Origin of the sequence: Rahnella sp. WP5 (assembly GCF_000745615.1) — a bacterium.
In the GTDB taxonomy this organism is placed as follows: domain Bacteria; phylum Pseudomonadota; class Gammaproteobacteria; order Enterobacterales; family Enterobacteriaceae; genus Rahnella; species Rahnella aceris.
In genome coordinates this window covers 288,906-307,468 of sequence record NZ_KN050721.1, presented here as the reverse complement: position 1 = coordinate 307,468, position 18,563 = coordinate 288,906, and the positions used below count along the sequence as shown (strand labels likewise).

Here is an 18,563-nt window from a genome sequence, read left to right as displayed (position 1 = left end):
TTTTGCCGCAGCCACAACAACATTATCTCGTGATCACCGCCTTAGGCGCTGATCGTCCGGGTATCGTCAACACCATTACCCGTCAGGTCAGCAGCTGCGGCTGTAATATTGAAGACAGCCGTCTGGCGATGCTCGGTGATGAGTTTACGTTTATCATGCTGCTTTCCGGAAGCTGGAACGCGATTACACTGATCGAATCCACTCTGCCGCAAAAAGGCGCAGAGCTGGAATTATTGATCGTGATGAAGCGAACCAGCGCACATGAACGCCAGCCAATGCCTGCTACGGTCTGGGTGAAAGTGGAGGTGAAAGACTCTCCGCATCTGATCGAACGTTTTACCGATTTATTCGATACGCATCAGATGAATATCGCCGAACTTGCCTCAAAAACGCGCCCGGCAGATGCCGCCACGCCGGCGCAGTTATCGATTCAAATAACGGCGCACAGCGCAGCCAATACCGATGCGGCAATTATTGAGCAGGCGTTTCATCAGCTATGTACAGAACTGAAAGCGCAAGGCAGTATTAACGTGGTTAGTTATTCTGAGAATGAAGATAAACTGCAGTAATCGCTAAGAGATATGGAGAAAGACAATGAGCCCACTGAAAGCCGGTGACCCTGCGCCGCAATTTAGTTTGCCCGACCAAGACGGTGAACAAATTAATCTGGCCGACTTCCAGGGACAGAAAGTCCTGGTCTATTTCTATCCTAAAGCCATGACGCCGGGTTGTACCGTACAAGCCTGCGGACTGCGCGATAACATGGATCAGTTAAAAAATGCCGGAGTAGAAGTGCTGGGGATCAGCACCGATAAACCGGAAAAACTGTCGCGTTTTGCTGAGAAAGAGTTGCTGAACTTCACCTTGTTGTCCGATGAAGATCATCAGGTCTGTGAGCAGTTTGGCGTCTGGGGTGAAAAATCCTTTATGGGGAAAACCTACGACGGCATCCATCGCATCAGCTTCCTGCTCGACGGCAATGGCAAAGTCGAGAAAGTGTTCGACGATTTCAAAACCACCAATCACCATGACATCGTCATGGCCTACCTCAACGGTAAATAGCCGACACGGTCAGATTGTGGAGACAAAAAAAGCGCAGACGCGCTTTTTTTATTGGGTGCGGTAAGCAGAAAAAATCAGACCGTTTCGTTGAGTGATTCATCCGGCCAGACGTGAACCACGGCTTTGACCAGCGTCGCCAGCGGTATGGCAAAGAACACCCCCCAGAATCCCCACAGACCGCCAAACACCACGACAGAAAGAATAATCACCAGCGGATGCAGGTTAACGGCTTCAGAGAACAACAGCGGCACGATCACATTACCGTCCAGCCCCTGCACCACCAGATAGGCGACGAAAAGCGTCCAGAAATCCGCGCCCAGCCCCCACTGGAACATCGCGACAATCACCACCGGAATGGTCACCAGCATCGCGCCGATATACGGGATCAGAACGGATACGCCGACCAGCACCGCCAGCAGCAGCGAATAATGCAAATCCATCACCCAGAACACCAGATACGTGGCCACTCCGACGATAATCATTTCGAGCACTTTGCCGCGAATATAGTTGGTGACCTGCTGATTCATCTCCACCCAAACCTGTCCGGCCAGCCCGCGATCGCGTGGCAGAACGCGACGCACGGCACTCAGCATCTGCTCTTTATCTTTGAGCAGGAAGAACACCATCATCGGCACCAGAATCAGGTAAATTGCCAGCGTCAGTAAACCGACCAGCGAGGCCAGTGAATATTTCACTACTGACTCACCCAGCCCGGATAATTTGCTGCGCATGTTTTCCGCCATCATATCGATGATGCCCGCATCCACCAGCGCCGGATAACGCTTCGGCAATGTTGCGGCGAAATCATAAAAGCGGTTCAGCATGCTCGGTAAATCGGTCATCAGGTTCACCCCCTGCTGCCAGGTCACCGGGGCAATGACAAACATACCGAGCAGCAAAATACCGGCAAAAATAATCAGCACCACGCTGACCGACAGCGTGCGGGAAAGCCCGACATGTTGCAGACGCACCGTCGGCCATTCCAGCAAATAGGCGAGTACGATCGCCACCAGAAGCGGCGCAAGGATACCATTGAGAAAATAGAGGATGCAGAATCCTGCGACCAGAATCGCCAGCAGCGCGATAGCCTGCGGGTCGGTAAAGCGACGGCGATACCACTGTAATAACATATCCAACATTAAGAAAACGCTCCTGTAATTTCGGGTCTGGCATCTACGCGCTGTTCGTTCCCTGCGCGCTCAGACACAAGTAACTATTTAAAAAATTCGTTGTCACACGACTGTAGCTTCGGAGTGTTTTAAACTCTCACGCGGATAGCTACTATAGAGACCAGCGCAGAGAAAAGCGCAAGAAAATAATGGTCTGACTGACTGTCCGCAGAAGAAAGGCTCGCAAAGCTCATCGGTATCGCGGTTAACTTATTGGGAAGCAAATGTTTATGGTCATGCGGTTGAAAAAAAGGGTGATTGCCCTGTGTCTGGGCAGCCTGCTGGCAGGTTCCATACCGCCCGCCGGTGCGGATGACAGTTCATTCTGGTCAACCCCCGTGAGCCCCGTAAAAAGCCCTAACTCGCCGTTAGCCCCGCCGGTGAGCGACCAATTACCGGACATCGGCACGACTGCAGGCGGTACACTCAGTATTAATCAGGAATTACAGATGGGCGATTTTTATGTCCGTCAGATGCGCGCCAGCACGCCGCTGATTAACGATCCGCTGCTCAATCAGTACATCAACGAACTGGGGCAACGGCTGGTGGCGCATGCCTATTCCGTCCGCACGCCGTTCCATTTTTTCATCGTCAATAACGATGAGCTGAACGCCTTTGCCTTCTTTGGCGGCAATGTGGTGCTTCACTCATCACTGTTCCGTTATACCGATAACGAAAGCCAGCTGGCGTCCGTCATGGCGCACGAAATTTCCCACGTGACTCAGCGCCATCTGGCGCGTGCAATGGAAGACCAGCAACGTAACGCGCCGCTCACCTGGGTGGGTGCGCTGGGGTCAATTCTACTGGCGATGGCCAGTCCGCAAATGGGCATGGCGGCGCTGACCGGTACACTAGCAGGCACGCAGCAAGGCATGATCAGCTTCACGCAGGGCAATGAGCAGGAAGCCGACCGTATCGGCATTCAGGTCTTACAGCGTTCGGGGTTTGATCCGCAGGCGATGCCCGCCTTCCTGCAAAAACTGGCAGATCAGGCGAGCTACTCGACCCGTCCGCCGGAAATGTTGCTGACGCACCCGTTGCCCGACAGCCGTCTGGCCGATATCCGTAACCGCGCCAACCAGATGCCGCACCCGATTGTGCAATCTTCACAAGATTACACCCTGGCGAAAGTACGCATATTGGGGATGTACGGTTCAGAGAGCTTCCCGCTGAGTGACGACTATCTGCTAAAACTGAGCAATGGCAATATCCGCGAACAACTGGCGGCAAAATACGGTCATGCACTGCAATTTTATAAAGCCAAAAAATACGATCAGGCGCGGACGATCCTTGAACCGCTGCTGGCTCAGAATCCGGGCAACGAATGGTTACTCGATTTAGCCACCGATAATGATATCGACAGCAAACGTGCGCCGCAGGCGATAGCGCGTCTGGAGCAGGCCGGTGCGGCCAGCAGTGCCAACGCCGTGCTGCAACTCAATCTGGCCAATGCTTATCTCGAAGGCGCGAAACCGGCCAATGCCATGAAAATCCTCAACCGCTATACTTTCAATTATCCGGGTGACCCGAATGGTTGGGATTTGTTGTCTCAGGCCGCTGCCGCCCAGGGTTTACGTGCGCAGGAACTGGCTGCCCGTGCGGAAAGCGTGGCATTAGTCGGACGTCTGGATCAGGCAATTGAAATGCTGAGTAATGCCAGCGCATTACAAAAATTAGGCAGTCTGGAACAGGCCCGTTATGACGCACGAATCGACCAGCTTCGTCAGTTGCAGCAACGATTCCGTCAGTATCAGAAAGGCTGATTTCAGTGCCAGAATGGAGGAAATTTTATGCAACACGACGTCGCAATCTATCATAATCCGGCATGTTCGAAGAGCCGTGAAACCCTGAAATTGCTGGAAGCAGAAGGCATTGAACCGCAAGTGATTTTGTATCTGGAAACGCAGCCGTCAGTGGATAAGCTGAAAGAATTGATCAGCCTGCTGGGTTTCAGTTCAGCACGTGAACTGATGCGTAAGGGTGAGCAGATTTATAAAGACATGAATCTGAAGGATACCAGTCTGAGCGAGGACGCGCTGTTACAGGCGATGGCCGATCATCCGCGGCTGATTGAACGTCCGATTGTGGTGGCCAACGGCAAAGCGCGTTTAGGGCGTCCGCCGGAACAGGTCAAAGAGATTTTATAACCCCGCGCTTTCAGTTCGGGTTCAGTGCTAACGAACCCGGACATCCCTTCCTGTCACAACCCGAGAATTTCTTTCACGAACGGGATCGTCAGTTTCCGCTGCGCCGTAATCGAAGCGCGATCGAGCTGATCCAGGGTCATAAACAACGTACGCATTTCCCGATCCAGACGTTTGAGCAGGAAACGGCCCACGTCTTCCGGCAGTTCAAACCCACGCAGCTTAGCGCGTAGCTGTAATGCCTGAAGTTTTTCTTCATCGGAAAGCGGCTGAAGTTTGTAGATTTGCCCCCAGTCGAGACGGGAAGCCAGATCCGGCAGGCTGAGATTGAGCTGACGCGGAGGTCGATCGCCGGTAATAAACAGGCGCGTACGGCCGGTTTCAAGAATGCGGTTATAGAGATGGAAAACAGCCGCTTCCCATTCATCATCACCGGCAATGCCTTCGATATTATCGATGCACACCAGCGCCAGGTGCTCCATACCGTCCAGCACTTCAGGCACGAAATACGCGCGTTTATCTAATGGCACATAACCGACGGCTTCACCGCGCTGTGATAATTCGGCGCAGGCTGCATGCAGCAAGTGGCTTCGGCCGCCGCCCTCGCGTGACCAGAAATAAATATAAGTGCCGTGTTCCTGATGCAATGCGCTCTGAATGGCAGAAAGCAGAGAGGGGTTTTCCCCCGGATAAAAACTGGCAAAGGTTTCATCATCGGGAAGATAAAGTGGCAAAGAAAGCTGTGCCGGCGTATTCAGAAGCACCTCAACCAAAGCGGTATAATGACCGCAGATGTTGTCACGTCAATAAAAGGAACTGCCGAATTCTAGCAAGGATCCGTTGTGAAATGAACTGTGCCCGGTGCAACCGCTTGCGATCCGAGCACCTGACCGGCTGGCAATACACCCGCCGGTCAGGGATTCACTTAAAAACGCGCAGATCAGACCGGCGGATTTTCCCGCTCATCTTCAACATCAATGATCTGTTCTTCGCCACGGAAAATCTCGATAACTTTGAACAGCAGACTCAGGAAAATGCCCACGATCGTTGCCAGCGCCATGCCCTTCAGCTCCGCTGCACCAATGTGGATTTTCGCGCCGCTGACACCGATGATCAGGATCACTGCGGTCAGGATCAGGTTTTGTGCTTTGTTGTAATCCACTTTCGATTCAATCAGCACGCGGATACCGGATGCACCAATCACGCCATAAAGCAGCAATGAAACGCCACCCATCACCGGTACCGGCACAGCCTGGATGGCTGCCGCCAGTTTGCCGATACAGGAAAGCAGAATAGCCAGAATGGCCGCGCCGCCAATAACCCAGGTGCTGTATACCTTGGTGATGGCCATGACGCCGATGTTTTCACCGTACGTGGTATTTGGCGTTGAGCCGAAGAAACCGGACAATACGGTCGACAAACCGTTTGCCAGCATCGAACGGTGCAGGCCCGGATCACGCAGTAAATCTTTCTTCACAATGTTTGCCGTCACAACCAGATGCCCGACGTGTTCGGCAATAACCACCAGCGCCGCAGGCAGGATCGTGAGGATGGCGACCCATTCAAAACGTGGCGTATAGAAGGTTGGCAGCGCGAACCAGTGCGCATTCTCGATCGTTGAGACATCCACCACCCCCATAAAGAACGACAGTGCATAACCCACCAGCACGCCGATCAGGATCGGGATAATCGCCAGGAAACCACGGAACAACACGGACCCCAGAATGGTCACGGACAGTGTCACCAGCGAAATGGTAATGGTGGTGGAATCCACCGCCGCGCCCTCGGCAGGTAACAGACCGGCCATATTCGCCGCCACGCCCGCGAGTTCCAGTCCGATGACGGCAACGATTGCGCCCATCGCCGCAGGCGGGAATATCACGTTAATCCAGCCAATCCCGGCTTTCTTAACAATCAGCGCCACCAGGCAGAACAACAGCCCGCAGGCAATAAAACCACCGAGCGCCACCTCATACCCCATCGGTAACAACAACAGCACCGGGGAAATAAACGCGAAGCTCGAGCCAAGGTACGCCGGTATCTTCCCTTTACAGACAAATAAATACAGCAAAGTCCCTATGCCATTGAACAGCAGCACCGTTGCCGGGTTGATCTTAAACAGAATGGGCACCAGGACGGTGGCACCAAACATGGCAAACAGATGCTGGAAACTCAGGGGAATCGTCTGCAGCAATGGCGGACGTTCGCTTACCCCGATGACACGACGGGTCATGAATGTGATCCTCTGTAAAAAATGGCGGGTAAAAAAATCTCAAAAAAAAGCCGACTGCTTAGTCGGCTTATTGCTTGCTGCTTATTTCGTACCAAATATCTTGTCGCCCGCATCGCCGAGCCCCGGGATGATGTAGCCTTTATCGTTGAGTCCCTGATCCACCGAGGCGGTGTACAACTCAACGTCCGGGTGTGCAGCTTCGAGAGCAGCGATCCCTTCAGGCGCGGCAACCAGCACCAGCACTTTAATGCTCTGGCAGCCGGCTTTTTTCAGCAGGTCGATGGTGGCAATCATAGAACCACCGGTGGCCAGCATCGGATCAACCACCAGTGCCAGACGTTCTTCAATGTTAGAAACCAGTTTCTGGAAATACGGCACAGGCTTGAGGGTTTCTTCATCACGGTACACGCCGACCACACTGATACGCGCGCTCGGAACGTGTTCCAGTACGCCTTCCATCATGCCCAGACCGGCACGCAGGATAGGCACTACGGTAATTTTCTTGCCTTTAATCTGATCAATTTCGACCGGGCCATTCCAGCCTTCGATCGTCACTTTTTCAGTTTCTAAATCAGCAGTCGCTTCATACGTCAGCAGACTTCCCACCTCAGAAGCCAGTTCGCGAAAACGTTTCGTGCTGATGTCGTTTTCACGCATCAGGCCCAGCTTGTGTTTCACCAGCGGGTGTTTCACCTCGACGATCTTCATTATTTATTCTCCTAAGGTGGTTGAGCTGCAAAAAAAAATCGCGAGATTATAACGCCATTTTTTTTGAACGCCATACCAAATAGCCTGATCTGGATCATCAGTAACCCGGTTAGAGTATAGACAGCCTAAAACTCATCATCGAATAAGGCGCTCGCAAACGTTTGCTTCCACTGTTAGAATTGCCCCGCTTTATTCTTCAACCACCAACCCAAACCGCCGTGGGGACTTCGCAGTGACCGACAAAACCTCTCTCAGCTATAAAGACGCAGGCGTAGATATCGATGCCGGTAACGCATTGGTAGACCGCATTAAAGGTGTAGTAAAACAGACTCGCCGCCCTGAAGTGATGGGTGGACTGGGCGGTTTTGGTGCCCTCTGCGCGCTGCCGCAAAAATATCGTGAACCCGTACTGGTTTCGGGTACCGACGGCGTTGGCACCAAGCTGCGTCTGGCGATGGATTTGAAACGCCATGATACTATCGGTATCGATCTGGTCGCGATGTGCGTCAACGATTTAATCGTTCAGGGCGCTGAACCGCTGTTCTTCCTCGACTATTACGCCACCGGCAAACTGGACGTCGATACTGCCGCCAGCGTGATCACCGGTATCGCAGAAGGCTGTAAACAGTCTGGCTGTGCGTTAGTCGGCGGTGAAACCGCTGAAATGCCGGGCATGTATCACGGCGAAGATTACGACGTGGCAGGCTTCTGCGTGGGTGTGGTGGAAAAATCAGAAATCATCGACGGCAGCAAAGTGGCTGACGGGGATGTGCTGATCGGCCTGGCCGCCAGTGGCCCGCATTCCAACGGTTATTCTCTGGTGCGCAAAATTCTGGAAGTCAGTAAGACTGACCCGGAAACCACCGATCTGGCAGGCAAACCGCTGGCCGATCACCTGCTCGCACCGACCAAAATTTACGTGAAATCGATTCTGAACCTGATCGAAAACGTGGATGTTCACGGCATCGTCCATCTGACCGGTGGCGGCTTCTGGGAAAATATCCCACGTGTATTGCCGGACAACACGCAGGTGATTATCGACGAATCAAGCTGGCAGTGGCCGGATGTCTTCACCTGGCTGCAAACCGCCGGTAATGTCAGCCGTCACGAAATGTACCGCACCTTTAACTGTGGTGTGGGTATGCTGGTGGCACTTCCGGCAGAACTGGCCGATCAGGCGATTGCATTACTGAACGATAATGGCGAAAAAGCGTGGAAAATTGGCTACATTAAAGCCTCTGACTCCGCTGAACGCGTGGTTATTGAATAAAACCAGTAAATCAACTGACTGAAGACGGGTAGCAAAATGAAAAGGATTGTGGTTCTGGTATCGGGCGAGGGGAGCAATTTACAGGCCCTGATTGATGCCTGCCAGCAGGGACGAATCAACGCAACACTCAGTGCGGTCTTCAGCAATAAAGCAGCTGCATACGGGCTTGAAAGAGCCCGTTTAGCCGGTATTCCCGCGCATGCACTGGATGTTAAGGCTTACCGGGACCGGGCGGAATTTGACGTTGCACTGGCGGATGCCATTGACACTTTCCAGCCTGATCTGGTGGTACTTGCCGGTTATATGCGTATTCTGACCGCTGAATTCGTCCAGCGCTTTGCCGGACGCATGATCAACATCCACCCTTCCCTGCTGCCAAAATATCCGGGTCTGCACACCCACCGTCAGGCCATTGAAAATCAGGATGCGGAACACGGCACGTCCGTGCATTTTGTGACTGAAGAACTCGATGGCGGTCCGGTGATTTTACAGGCAAAAGTCCCGGTGTTTGCTGACGATACAGAAGAAGAGCTGATTGCCCGCATACAAACGCAGGAACACAGCATTTATCCGCTGGTGGTCAGCTGGTTTGTTGACGGACGTTTGTCGCTGCAAAAGGGTCAGGCGCTGCTGGATAACAATCCGCTTTCTGAACGCGGATATGCAGAAGATTAATCTACCACTGCATCATGATTTCACTATAAACCGGCCATGCGCCGGTTTTTTATTTTCCGTCATTTGACATTTGTTTACATTTCGTCCGATATAATGCACATCCCGGCGCACGTTTAAACGTCGTTTGTGCGCCGACCTTCATCGGGAACACGGTTGTTTCCGATTTCATATTTACGAAGGTTACCCTCATAAAACGGCTTTTATAGTTGAGGAACACCCCATGTTTAGCCATAACAGCGTCAGATTACGTCCACTGGAAAAGGACGACCTGTCGTTTGTTCATCGTCTTGATAATAACGCCAGCATCATGCGTTACTGGTTTGAAGAACCTTACGAGGCTTTCGTCGAACTGACCGACTTGTATCACAAGCATATCCATGACCAAAGCGAACGCCGCTTTATTATTGAATACGAAAGCGGACCGGTCGGCCTGGTCGAGCTGGTGGAAATTAATCATATTCACCGCCGCGCGGAATTTCAGATCATCATCGATCCGCAGCATCAGGGCAAAGGCTTTGCCGGTGACGCTGTCCGTCTGGCGATGGATTATGCCTTCTCCGTTCTTAACCTCTACAAACTGTATTTAATCGTGGATAAAGAAAATAAAAAGGCGATCCACATTTACAGCAAATTAGGCTTCGAGCTTGAAGGTGAACTGAAACAGGAATTCTTTGTGAACGGCGAATATCGCAGCGCCATCCGCATGTGTATTTTCCAGCCGCAGTTTCTGGCGAAATACAAAACCAAGCCTGTTCAGGTCAAACCGGAATCCCTGATTGGCGCCAGCGCGGTTTAATTCCACCGCGACATAAATCGGTGAAATAATGACCGGTGAAGGATGCAAATGTCTTTCATCGGTAACACTTTTCTCTCTTTTGACTCCCCGTTAAAGACTCTCCTGAAATCATCCCTTGTTATGTTGGACTTTCCTGTCAATCTTTCGCAATATTGATAGTAGACACTAGGCCCCTCTCACAGATGACTTCCTGCTGCGCTGGCCGCTTAAAAGGCGGGCAACACGAAGAATATGTTGAGCTACATTGCGGTGTTTTCAGGCAAATTTGCCTGTATGGGCCAGGTTGCAAGCTAAATGAACGGAGTGAAAATGGGTCAGGAAAAGCTTTATATCGAGAAAGAACTAAGCTGGCTGTCCTTCAATGAGCGCGTGTTGCAGGAAGCGGCTGACAAAAGCAATCCCCTGATCGAACGGATGCGTTTTTTAGGGATCTACTCCAATAACCTGGATGAGTTTTATAAAGTCCGTTTTGCCGATTTAAAACGACGGATCCTCATCAGTGAAGAACAAGGTTTTCTGGGCGCGTCCCGTCATTTGCTGAAAAAAATTCAGGCGAAGGTGCTGCGCATTGATCAGGAATTCGACAGTCTTTACAACGATTTGCTTCTGGAAATGGCGCGTAATCAGATCTTCCTGATTAACGAACGCCAGGTTTCTGAAAACCAGCAAGCCTGGCTGCGTCAGTACTTCAAACATCAGCTGCGCCAGTACATCACACCGATTCTGATTAACCACGATACCAATCTGGTGCAATTCCTCAAAGACGATTACACCTATCTGGCAGTAGAAATTATCCGTGGCGAAGAGATCCATTACGCGCTGCTGGAAATCCCGTCCGATAAAGTGCCGCGTTTCGTTAACCTGCCGCCGGAAGCACCACGCCGTCGTAAACCGATGATCCTGCTGGATAACATCCTGCGTTATTGTCTGGATGATATTTTCAAAGGCTTCTTCGATTACGATGCACTGAACGCGTACTCCATGAAAATGACCCGCGACGCCGAATATGATCTGGTCACGGAAATGGAATCGAGCCTGCTTGAGCTGATGTCATCAAGCCTGAAACAGCGTCTGACCGCCGAACCGGTACGTTTCGTTTATCAGCGTGATATGCCGGATGAAATGGTCGAACTGCTGCGCGGTAAACTTGGCATCTCCAATTATGATTCGGTGATTGCCGGTGGCCGTTATCACAATTTTAAAGATTTCATCGGCTTCCCGAACGTCGGCAAAGCCAATCTGGTCAACCGTCCGCTGCCACGTCTGCGCCATTTGTGGTTCGATAAATTCCGCAACGGCTTTGCAGCGATCCGCGAGCAAGACGTGCTGCTGTATTATCCGTACCACACGTTTGAGCACGTACTGGAACTGTTGCGTCAGGCATCGTTCGATCCGAACGTGCTGTCGATAAAAATCAATATTTACCGCGTGGCGAAAGATTCCCGCATTATCGAATCGATGATCCACGCCGCGCACAACGGTAAGAAAGTCACTGTTGTCGTCGAACTGCAGGCGCGCTTCGATGAAGAAGCCAATATTCACTGGGCGAAACGTCTGACTGAAGCCGGTGTGCACGTTATTTTCTCTGCGCCGGGCCTGAAAATACACGCAAAACTCTTTCTTATTTCCCGACGCGAAGGCGACGAAATTGTCCGCTATGCTCATATCGGGACCGGTAACTTTAACGAGAAAACGGCGCGCCTTTATACCGACTATTCGCTGCTCACCGCCGATGCGAGGATCACCAACGAGGTCCGCCGCGTCTTCAACTTTATTGAAAACCCTTACCGCCCGGTGTCGTTCGAGCATCTGATGGTGTCACCGCAAAACTCGCGCGACATGCTTTACCGTTTGATCGACCGTGAAATTGCTAACGTTCAGGCGGGTGGAACAGGCGGAATTACGCTAAAAATCAATAATCTGGTGGATAAAGGGTTGATCGACCGCCTCTACGTCGCGTCTAACGTCGGGGTGAAAATCCGTCTGCTGATCCGCGGGATGTGTTCTCTGGTGCCGAATTTACCCGGCTTTAGCGAAAACATTCAGGTTACCAGCATCATTGACCGCTATCTGGAGCACGATCGCGTGTATGTCTTTGAAAATGGCGGCGATTCTAAAGTCTTCCTGTCTTCTGCCGACTGGATGACGCGTAATATTGATTATCGTATTGAAGTGGCCGTCGCCCTGCTCGATCCGCGTTTGAAACAGCGCGTTCTGGATATCCTTGAGCTGCTGTTTAGTGACACAGTAAAAGCCAGAGTGATTGATAAAGAACTGAGCAACCGGTATGTTCCACGCGGAAATCGCCGCAAAGTCCGTGCGCAACTGGCGATTTATGAATATCTGAAAGAGCTGGAACAACAAAGTCAGCAAGCCTGAACCCCTGGAGCGTTACACAACTATGCCCCTTAAAAGCAGCCCACTGAATGCCAAGCCACAGGAAATTGCGGCGATTGATCTCGGGTCGAACAGTTTCCATATGGTCATTGCACGCGTCGTTAACGGCGCGCTGCAGGTCCTGGGACGCCTGAAACAGCGCGTCCATCTGGCCGATGGTCTCGACAGTAAAAATGTGCTCAGTGAAGAAGCCATTCAACGCGGGCTGGATTGCCTGGCTTTATTCGCCGAACGCCTGCAGGGTTTTCCGGAAAATAACGTCACTATCGTCGGTACACATACGCTGCGTCAGGCAGTGAACGCCGAGGCATTTCTCAAGCGTGCCAAAGAAGTCATTCCCTACCCGATTGAAATTATTTCCGGGCAGGAAGAAGCACGACTTATTTTTATGGGTGTTGAACATACGCAGCCTGAAAAAGGCCGCAAGCTGGTGGTCGATATCGGTGGCGGTTCAACAGAACTGGTCATCGGAGAGGACTTCGAGCCGTTGCTGGCCGAAAGCCGCCGTATGGGCTGTGTCAGTTTTGCGCAGATGTTCTTCCCCAATGGCGAAATCAGCCGCAGTAACTTCAAACGTGCCCAGCTCGCTGCTGCGCAAAAGCTGGAAACCCTGGCGTGGCAGTACCGCCTGCAGGGCTGGCAGTATGCTTTGGGTGCCTCCGGCAGTATTAAAGCGGCACACGAAGTGCTGGTCGCGATGGGCGAAAAAGACGGCTTAATTACCCCTGAACGGCTGGAAATGCTGTCCGAAGCGGTACTGAACTTTAAACATTTCAGTGCCCTGGATTTACCAGGCTTATCGGAAGACAGGCAATCGGTGTTCGTGCCGGGGCTTGCCATTCTGCGCGGCGTGTTCGATGCGCTGGCGATCAAAGAGCTGCGTCTTTCTGACGGCGCACTGCGTGAAGGTGTGCTGTATGAAATGGAAGGCCGTTTCCGTCATCAGGATATCCGTACCCGTACCGCCAAAAGTCTGGCTGAGCATTACAACATTGACCGTGAACAGGCGCGCCGTGTGCTGGATACCACTGAGCAATTGTATGCCCAGTGGCTGGCGCAAAATACCAAACTGGTGCAGCCGCAGCTGGAATCACTGTTGAAATTCAGCGCCATGTTGCATGAAGTCGGTCTGAGCATTAACCACACCGGCATGCACCGCCATTCCTCGTATATCCTGCAAAATACCAACTTGCCGGGTTTCAATCAGGAACAGCAAACGCTGCTGGCCACACTGGTCCGTTTCCACCGAAAAGCCATCAAGCTGGAAGAACTGCCGCGCCTGAATCTGTTCAAGAAGAAACACTACATTCCGCTGATCCAGCTTCTGCGTTTAGGGGCGCTGCTCAACAATCAGCGTCAGTCAACGACCACGCCTGAATCCCTGCGGTTATCTACCGATGATAATCACTGGACACTGCGTTTCCCGGCCGGATATCTGGCTCAGAACAACCTGGTTCAGCTGGATTTCGAAAGAGAACAGAGTTACTGGGATGACGTGACGGGCTGGAAACTGATGCTCGAGGAAGAAGACGGTATTGTGAAAAACTAACCGTTTCGTTGCAATAAAAGAGCCCTCTGGCATCTGATGCGCAGAGGGCTTTTTCTTTCCGGACATCGCTCAATGTCAGACGATCGGGAATTCCAGTAGTTTGTTTAACGGTTGCGGTTTACCTACCAGATAACCCTGCATGTAATCCACACCCAGCTCGTGCAGCGCGATTTTCTGTTCTTCAGTTTCCACATACTCCGCCACAATCGACAGATGCTTCATGCGCGCCACCTGACAGATTGACTGCACAATGTAGGCGTCCAGCGAATCAGTGAGCATATTGCGCACGAAGCTGCCGTCAATTTTCAGGATATCGGCCTGAATAGCCTTCAGACGACCGTAACTGGCGTAGCCCGTACCGAAGTCATCAATCGCAATGCGGCAACCGTAGGAACGCAATTCCCGCATCGCCAGGTCGGCATATTTCATGTTCTGCAGCAGATGGGATTCGGTCACTTCCAGCACGATCTGGAACGGTTCTACCTCATATTCCAGCATCAGCGTTTTAAAATCGCGGCTAAATGTCGGGCGGCACAGCGTCGAGGGCGTGAAATTCACCGCAAAGCGCAGACTCGGCAAATGAACACGGTTCTGATTAATAAACATCAGTGTATGTTTCAGCCCCCACATATCCAGCTGATACGACAAACCGAACTCATGCACCACCGGCAGGAATTTATCCGGTGTGATCAGCGTTCCTTCTGCGCTGTCAGACAGACGCAGCAGGATTTCATGATAACTGTCGCCACGCACCCCGAAGATGGGTTGCGCCATCAGCACAAAGCGATCGTCATCCAGTGCCCGCTGAATTTTATGCAGCATGTCGACTTTTTCTTTGATCTCCAGTTGTACCTGACTGTGGTCGTTTTTATTCGATTCCGGCTGCCCGGTGGTCAGGGAAACTTCAGCAATACCGCTCAGTTCGCCCAGCAAAACCGGCAGATGTTCCACTGGCGAAAACACGGTACAGTACGATAAGCCAATATTGGGATGCAGCGGCAAGCCGTTCCAGATCAGGCGAAAATCTTCCAGATAGTCATGCAAATTCTGCAATTTTTTATCCGAATCTTCGCAGTTAAGCCGCAAGACCAGATCATAACCCGGTAAATGATAAACCCGCTCACCCGGTTGCAGATAAGGCTTCAGCCCGTGCGCCAGTTGCTGTTTAAACTGGATACGCAACTGCATGCCGTAGTTACGGCTCAGCACGTCCATGTCGGAAACACGGATAAAACACAGCATGGAACGCGGATAGCTCGCCAGATCGCGGTTGAAGGCACGCAGGTTTGGCAGACCAAACACCGGATCCTGCAATGCGGCGGCGCTGGATTTTTTCATCAGCAGACGCTGACGTGAGGCGATGGCCGCCATCAGCAACAACGTCATCGTATAGACCAACATCAGGGCGGACACGAACACCAGATTATGAACAAAGCCGTGTTCGGAGATAAACCCCTGATAGAATTCAAATAACACAGTCAGGGTGACGGTCCAGACGATACTGATAAAGTAATAACCGTAGCGCCAGGCTCCAAACAGCAATACCGGAAACAGTAGCGTCAGCGTGTAATCGCTGAGTAAAATCTTCATGAACGGTTCACTCAGCCCCGGCAGGCACAACAACGTGACCATGACCCCCAGAACCACAAACCACAGCACAATCTCAGCAAACTTCACGCCTGGTGCCATTTCCTGACGCAACCTCGTGCAGACCACACGTAAATAATGCGGCTTGCGGATAATGCGTATCACCAGATAAATCACATGCGAGTTAAGCAGAATACCAAGGACCATCCCCTGTAAATTGACCAGGGTCCTGAGCGTGAAAAAGTCCCGCGTCGCCATGCCGAGATAATCGGGCAGCAATCCGCTTTCAATCACAACTTGCAGCACGATGACTAAGAATAATGTCAGGAAAATCAGCAACCAGCCTACCCGGGCTTTCGCCAGATTCATCAGACCGAGCGGTGCGGACCAGCGACTTCCCGCCTGCCAGCGATAGCCCAGCCAGGCCAGAGACAGCGCGGCGAAATAAATCACCGTCATCAGCATCCCCATCTCGAAGCCAATCCGCAGGTAATAGCGCAGGAAAAGCGTCAGGACGATGCCCGGCAATGCGGCCCAGTCAAATACCATCAGCAACGCGACGCAGGTCGCCATCGGCATATAAATGAGATAAGTACGGCCATCCGGCAGGGAAATCATCGGAGAAAGCCACGAGGTCACCGGGATCAGCACCAGAGCAAAAATCGCAGGAAGGCCCCACCATTTATGGCGCATGTCTTGCCAGGAAAATTTTTTACGCATCAAGTCCATCTAAGTTTTGCGCATGAACTTCATGCTGCAGTGAAGGGTTCAGGGTGTAATAGACATCAGACAGACAGTCCGATGACGATGGCCACAGGTTCCGTCCTCAATTATCGTTGTAAAAACGTCATCTCACAGAAAAAACGCAGAAGAAAAAAGAATACAGCGGAGGCCGGGATATAAATTTTAAAATATGGCTGGATTCTAATGTGACTTATCTTAAATCCCTTGATGCATATCAATAAACACAATCTTTGTGATTTGACAAAAATTCATCTCAGACAAATTCATCGCGTGATGCATGAAATAAAATTTTTTTGGCAATTTCATGCGATCCTTCTTAAGGAGAACGAAAAGTCTTAAGTTTGATGGATTTATACCCCTTTAAACCGCGCGTTTGCCCTTAATCCGATTATCTGGCTGCCTGTTTAGATGTGTTATATATTGTAAACGTTATCATTTGCAGACCTTCATTCCTTCACCGGAGCAACGATTTACTTAAGCGATTAAATTATGTCTCGAAAAACCAACATCAGAATGACGAAAATCGTTTTAGCGATAAGCTTCATTATTTTGTTCGGGCGTCTGGTCTACTCCGCTATCGGTGCGTATTCACATCATCAGAATCAAAAACAAACCCGGCCCGATACGCAAACTGTGGAGTTACAGGAACAGACTCCGGCAAAAACCTGTACCGGCACGCTGAAAACCTGTCGTTACTCAAAGGACTAAGGATCACAAATGTCTGGTGGAAAACCAAAGAATTACGGCCAGAAACTGGCTGAAAGCCGCAGCAGGATCCTCGATCTCCTTCTGAACACTGATGACCTCGCCGACAGTATTCTGGGCGAGGAACCTGATGTTGATGACGCCACCCGCGCACAACTGATGGACAACACCGCCGAGCTGACCTCGCGGGTACAAAGTCTTCACGCGGCGGACGTTGCGGACGTACTGGAAGCACTGCCGATCCGTGAACGTCTGGCGCTGTGGCGGCTGGTCGAACCCGCAGCACGCGGTAAAGCGCTGGTGGAAGTCTCAGAAACCGTCTGGGACAGTCTGATCGAAGAAATGAGCGATAAGGATTTGCTCAAAACCATGTCACTGCTGGATGTGGACGATCAGGTTTATCTGGCGGAGTATCTGCCCCGCGACCTGATTGGCCGCGTACTGACCTCACTGGATCCCCGCCAGCGAGAGAAAGTTCGCGAAGTGATGAAATTCAGCAAAGAATGCGTTGGCCGTATCATGGATTTCGAGTTGCTGACCGTTCGTCCGGATGTCTCACTGGGCACCGTTCAGCGCTTTCTCCGCTCACGTAAGTCAATCCCGCAGGCAACCGATAAAGTCTTTATTACTGACCGGAAAAATACGCTGCTTGGCGAATTGCCGCTGACCACGATTTTATTGAACGCGCCGCATACGCTGGTTTCCGACGTGATGATCACCGATCTCACCAGTTTTGAACCGGAGGACAAAGCCGAAGACGCCGCCAGCGCGTTCGAACGTTATGACCTGATCACCGCTGCCGTCGTGGATAAAAAAGGCAAACTGATGGGCCGCCTGACGGTGGAAGAAATCGTCGATTTCGTCAATAACGACACCGACAGTAACTTACGCCGCATGGGTGGCTTAAGCCCTGAAGAAGATGTTTTCTCGCCGGTAACCAAAGCCGTGCGTAACCGCTGGGCGTGGCTGGCCATCAATCTGTGTACGGCGTTTGTGGCTTCCCGCGTGATCGGCCTGTTTGAACACACGATTTCGCAGCTCGTTGCGCTGGCCGCGCTGATGCCTATTGTCGCCGGTATCGGCGGAAATACCGGCAATCAGACCATCACCATGATTGTCCGCGGGCTGGCGCTGCACCATGTTCAGCTCGGCAATCTGAAATTCCTGATGTTCAGGGAGCTGGGCGTGGCACTGATCAACGGCCTCGTCTGGGGCGGATTAATGGGGATTGTCACCTGGCTGCTCTATGGCAACTGGGAGATGGGCGCGGTGATGACGCTGGCGATGGTGCTAAATTTACTGCTGGCCGCGCTGATGGGTGTCGTCATCCCCCTCACCATGGTACGCCTGGGCCGCGACCCTGCGGTCGGATCCAGTGTGATGATTACCGCGCTGACTGACACTGGCGGATTCTTCATTTTCCTCGGCCTTGCCACCATTTTCCTGCTTTAACAAAATGAATTCCGGCTTTCTGGCCGGAAAATTCGTTATCTATTACAGCGTAATGTAGAATTTATATTAATC

15 protein-coding genes and 1 pseudogene are annotated in these 18,563 nt (G+C 51.8%); 11 read left to right on the top strand and 5 right to left on the bottom strand.

All coding sequences use genetic code 11. From position 1 onward, the window contains the following. The first annotated feature begins 2 nt into the window (after positions 1-2). Together EX31_RS22735 and bcp are read left to right on the top strand one after the other, a co-directional pair. Positions 3-569 carry a glycine cleavage system transcriptional repressor gene (locus EX31_RS22735; protein WP_013576554.1) on the top strand — a complete coding sequence of 189 codons (567 nt, stop codon included), beginning with the start codon at positions 3-5 and terminating at the stop codon, positions 567-569. Between the two features lie 25 nt (positions 570-594). Continuing rightward, positions 595-1,062: a thioredoxin-dependent thiol peroxidase gene (gene bcp / locus EX31_RS22730; RefSeq protein WP_013576555.1), complete on the top strand. Its 468-nt coding sequence runs from the start codon at positions 595-597 to the stop codon at positions 1,060-1,062. A 74-nt stretch (positions 1,063-1,136) separates the two neighbouring features. On the opposite strand, the gene EX31_RS22725 is transcribed toward bcp, so the two are convergent. Continuing rightward, positions 1,137-2,201 (bottom strand): AI-2E family transporter, encoded by a 1,065-nt coding sequence (locus EX31_RS22725; RefSeq protein WP_013576556.1) that lies wholly within the window; start codon positions 2,199-2,201, stop codon positions 1,137-1,139. 416 nt (positions 2,202-2,617) lie between these two features. On the opposite strand from EX31_RS22725, the pseudogene EX31_RS22720 reads away from it, so the two are divergent. Further along, positions 2,618-3,994: pseudogene (locus tag EX31_RS22720) on the top strand (M48 family metalloprotease); the annotation flags it as partial. Positions 3,995-4,021: 27 nt separating this feature from the next. Continuing rightward, the gene (gene arsC / locus EX31_RS22715) at positions 4,022-4,378 is read left to right on the top strand and encodes an arsenate reductase (glutaredoxin) (RefSeq protein ID WP_037036926.1); all 357 of its coding nucleotides are present in this window, start codon (positions 4,022-4,024) and stop codon (positions 4,376-4,378) included. A gap of 53 nt (positions 4,379-4,431) precedes the next feature. Here arsC and hda read toward each other — a convergent pair whose 3' ends face one another. From hda to upp, 3 genes are all read right to left on the bottom strand, one after another. After that, entirely contained in the window at positions 4,432-5,139 is a 708-nt protein-coding gene (hda, locus tag EX31_RS22710; RefSeq protein ID WP_013576559.1) for a DnaA inactivator Hda, read from the bottom strand. 176 nt (positions 5,140-5,315) lie between these two features. Continuing rightward, positions 5,316-6,608: a uracil permease gene (gene uraA, locus EX31_RS22705; RefSeq protein WP_013576560.1), complete on the bottom strand. Its 1,293-nt coding sequence runs from the start codon at positions 6,606-6,608 to the stop codon at positions 5,316-5,318. Between the two features lie 81 nt (positions 6,609-6,689). Continuing rightward, entirely contained in the window at positions 6,690-7,316 is a 627-nt protein-coding gene (gene upp, locus EX31_RS22700) for a uracil phosphoribosyltransferase (RefSeq protein ID WP_013576561.1), read from the bottom strand. A 232-nt stretch (positions 7,317-7,548) separates the two neighbouring features. Here upp and purM point away from each other — a divergent pair, with 232 nt between their 5' ends. The 5 genes from purM (at position 7,549) to ppx (ending at position 14,003) form a co-directional block, all read left to right on the top strand. Then, entirely contained in the window at positions 7,549-8,586 is a 1,038-nt protein-coding gene (gene purM / locus EX31_RS22695) for a phosphoribosylformylglycinamidine cyclo-ligase (protein WP_015690292.1), read from the top strand. Between the two features lie 36 nt (positions 8,587-8,622). After that, positions 8,623-9,261, top strand: coding sequence for a phosphoribosylglycinamide formyltransferase (purN, locus tag EX31_RS22690; protein ID WP_013576563.1), 639 nt, complete (start codon positions 8,623-8,625; stop codon positions 9,259-9,261). Positions 9,262-9,481: 220 nt separating this feature from the next. Beyond that, positions 9,482-10,057 carry a spermidine N1-acetyltransferase gene (gene speG, locus EX31_RS22685; protein ID WP_013576564.1) on the top strand — a complete coding sequence of 192 codons (576 nt, stop codon included), beginning with the start codon at positions 9,482-9,484 and terminating at the stop codon, positions 10,055-10,057. A 309-nt stretch (positions 10,058-10,366) separates the two neighbouring features. After that, a complete protein-coding gene (gene ppk1 / locus EX31_RS22680) occupies positions 10,367-12,436 on the top strand; it encodes a polyphosphate kinase 1 (protein ID WP_013576566.1) in 2,070 nt (689 codons plus the stop codon). A 22-nt stretch (positions 12,437-12,458) separates the two neighbouring features. Continuing rightward, complete coding sequence (gene ppx / locus EX31_RS22675; protein ID WP_037036923.1) at positions 12,459-14,003, top strand: exopolyphosphatase; 1,545 nt, start codon at positions 12,459-12,461, stop codon at positions 14,001-14,003. A 75-nt stretch (positions 14,004-14,078) separates the two neighbouring features. On the opposite strand, the gene EX31_RS22670 is transcribed toward ppx, so the two are convergent. Continuing rightward, positions 14,079-16,310: a sensor domain-containing phosphodiesterase gene (locus tag EX31_RS22670; protein ID WP_231576102.1), complete on the bottom strand. Its 2,232-nt coding sequence runs from the start codon at positions 16,308-16,310 to the stop codon at positions 14,079-14,081. Between the two features lie 513 nt (positions 16,311-16,823). On the opposite strand from EX31_RS22670, the gene EX31_RS22665 reads away from it, so the two are divergent. Beyond that, positions 16,824-17,042: a YfgG family protein gene (locus tag EX31_RS22665; RefSeq protein WP_037036918.1), complete on the top strand. Its 219-nt coding sequence runs from the start codon at positions 16,824-16,826 to the stop codon at positions 17,040-17,042. A gap of 9 nt (positions 17,043-17,051) precedes the next feature. Further along, positions 17,052-18,491 carry a magnesium transporter gene (gene mgtE / locus EX31_RS22660; protein ID WP_037036915.1) on the top strand — a complete coding sequence of 480 codons (1,440 nt, stop codon included), beginning with the start codon at positions 17,052-17,054 and terminating at the stop codon, positions 18,489-18,491. Positions 18,492-18,563 lie beyond the last annotated feature (72 nt).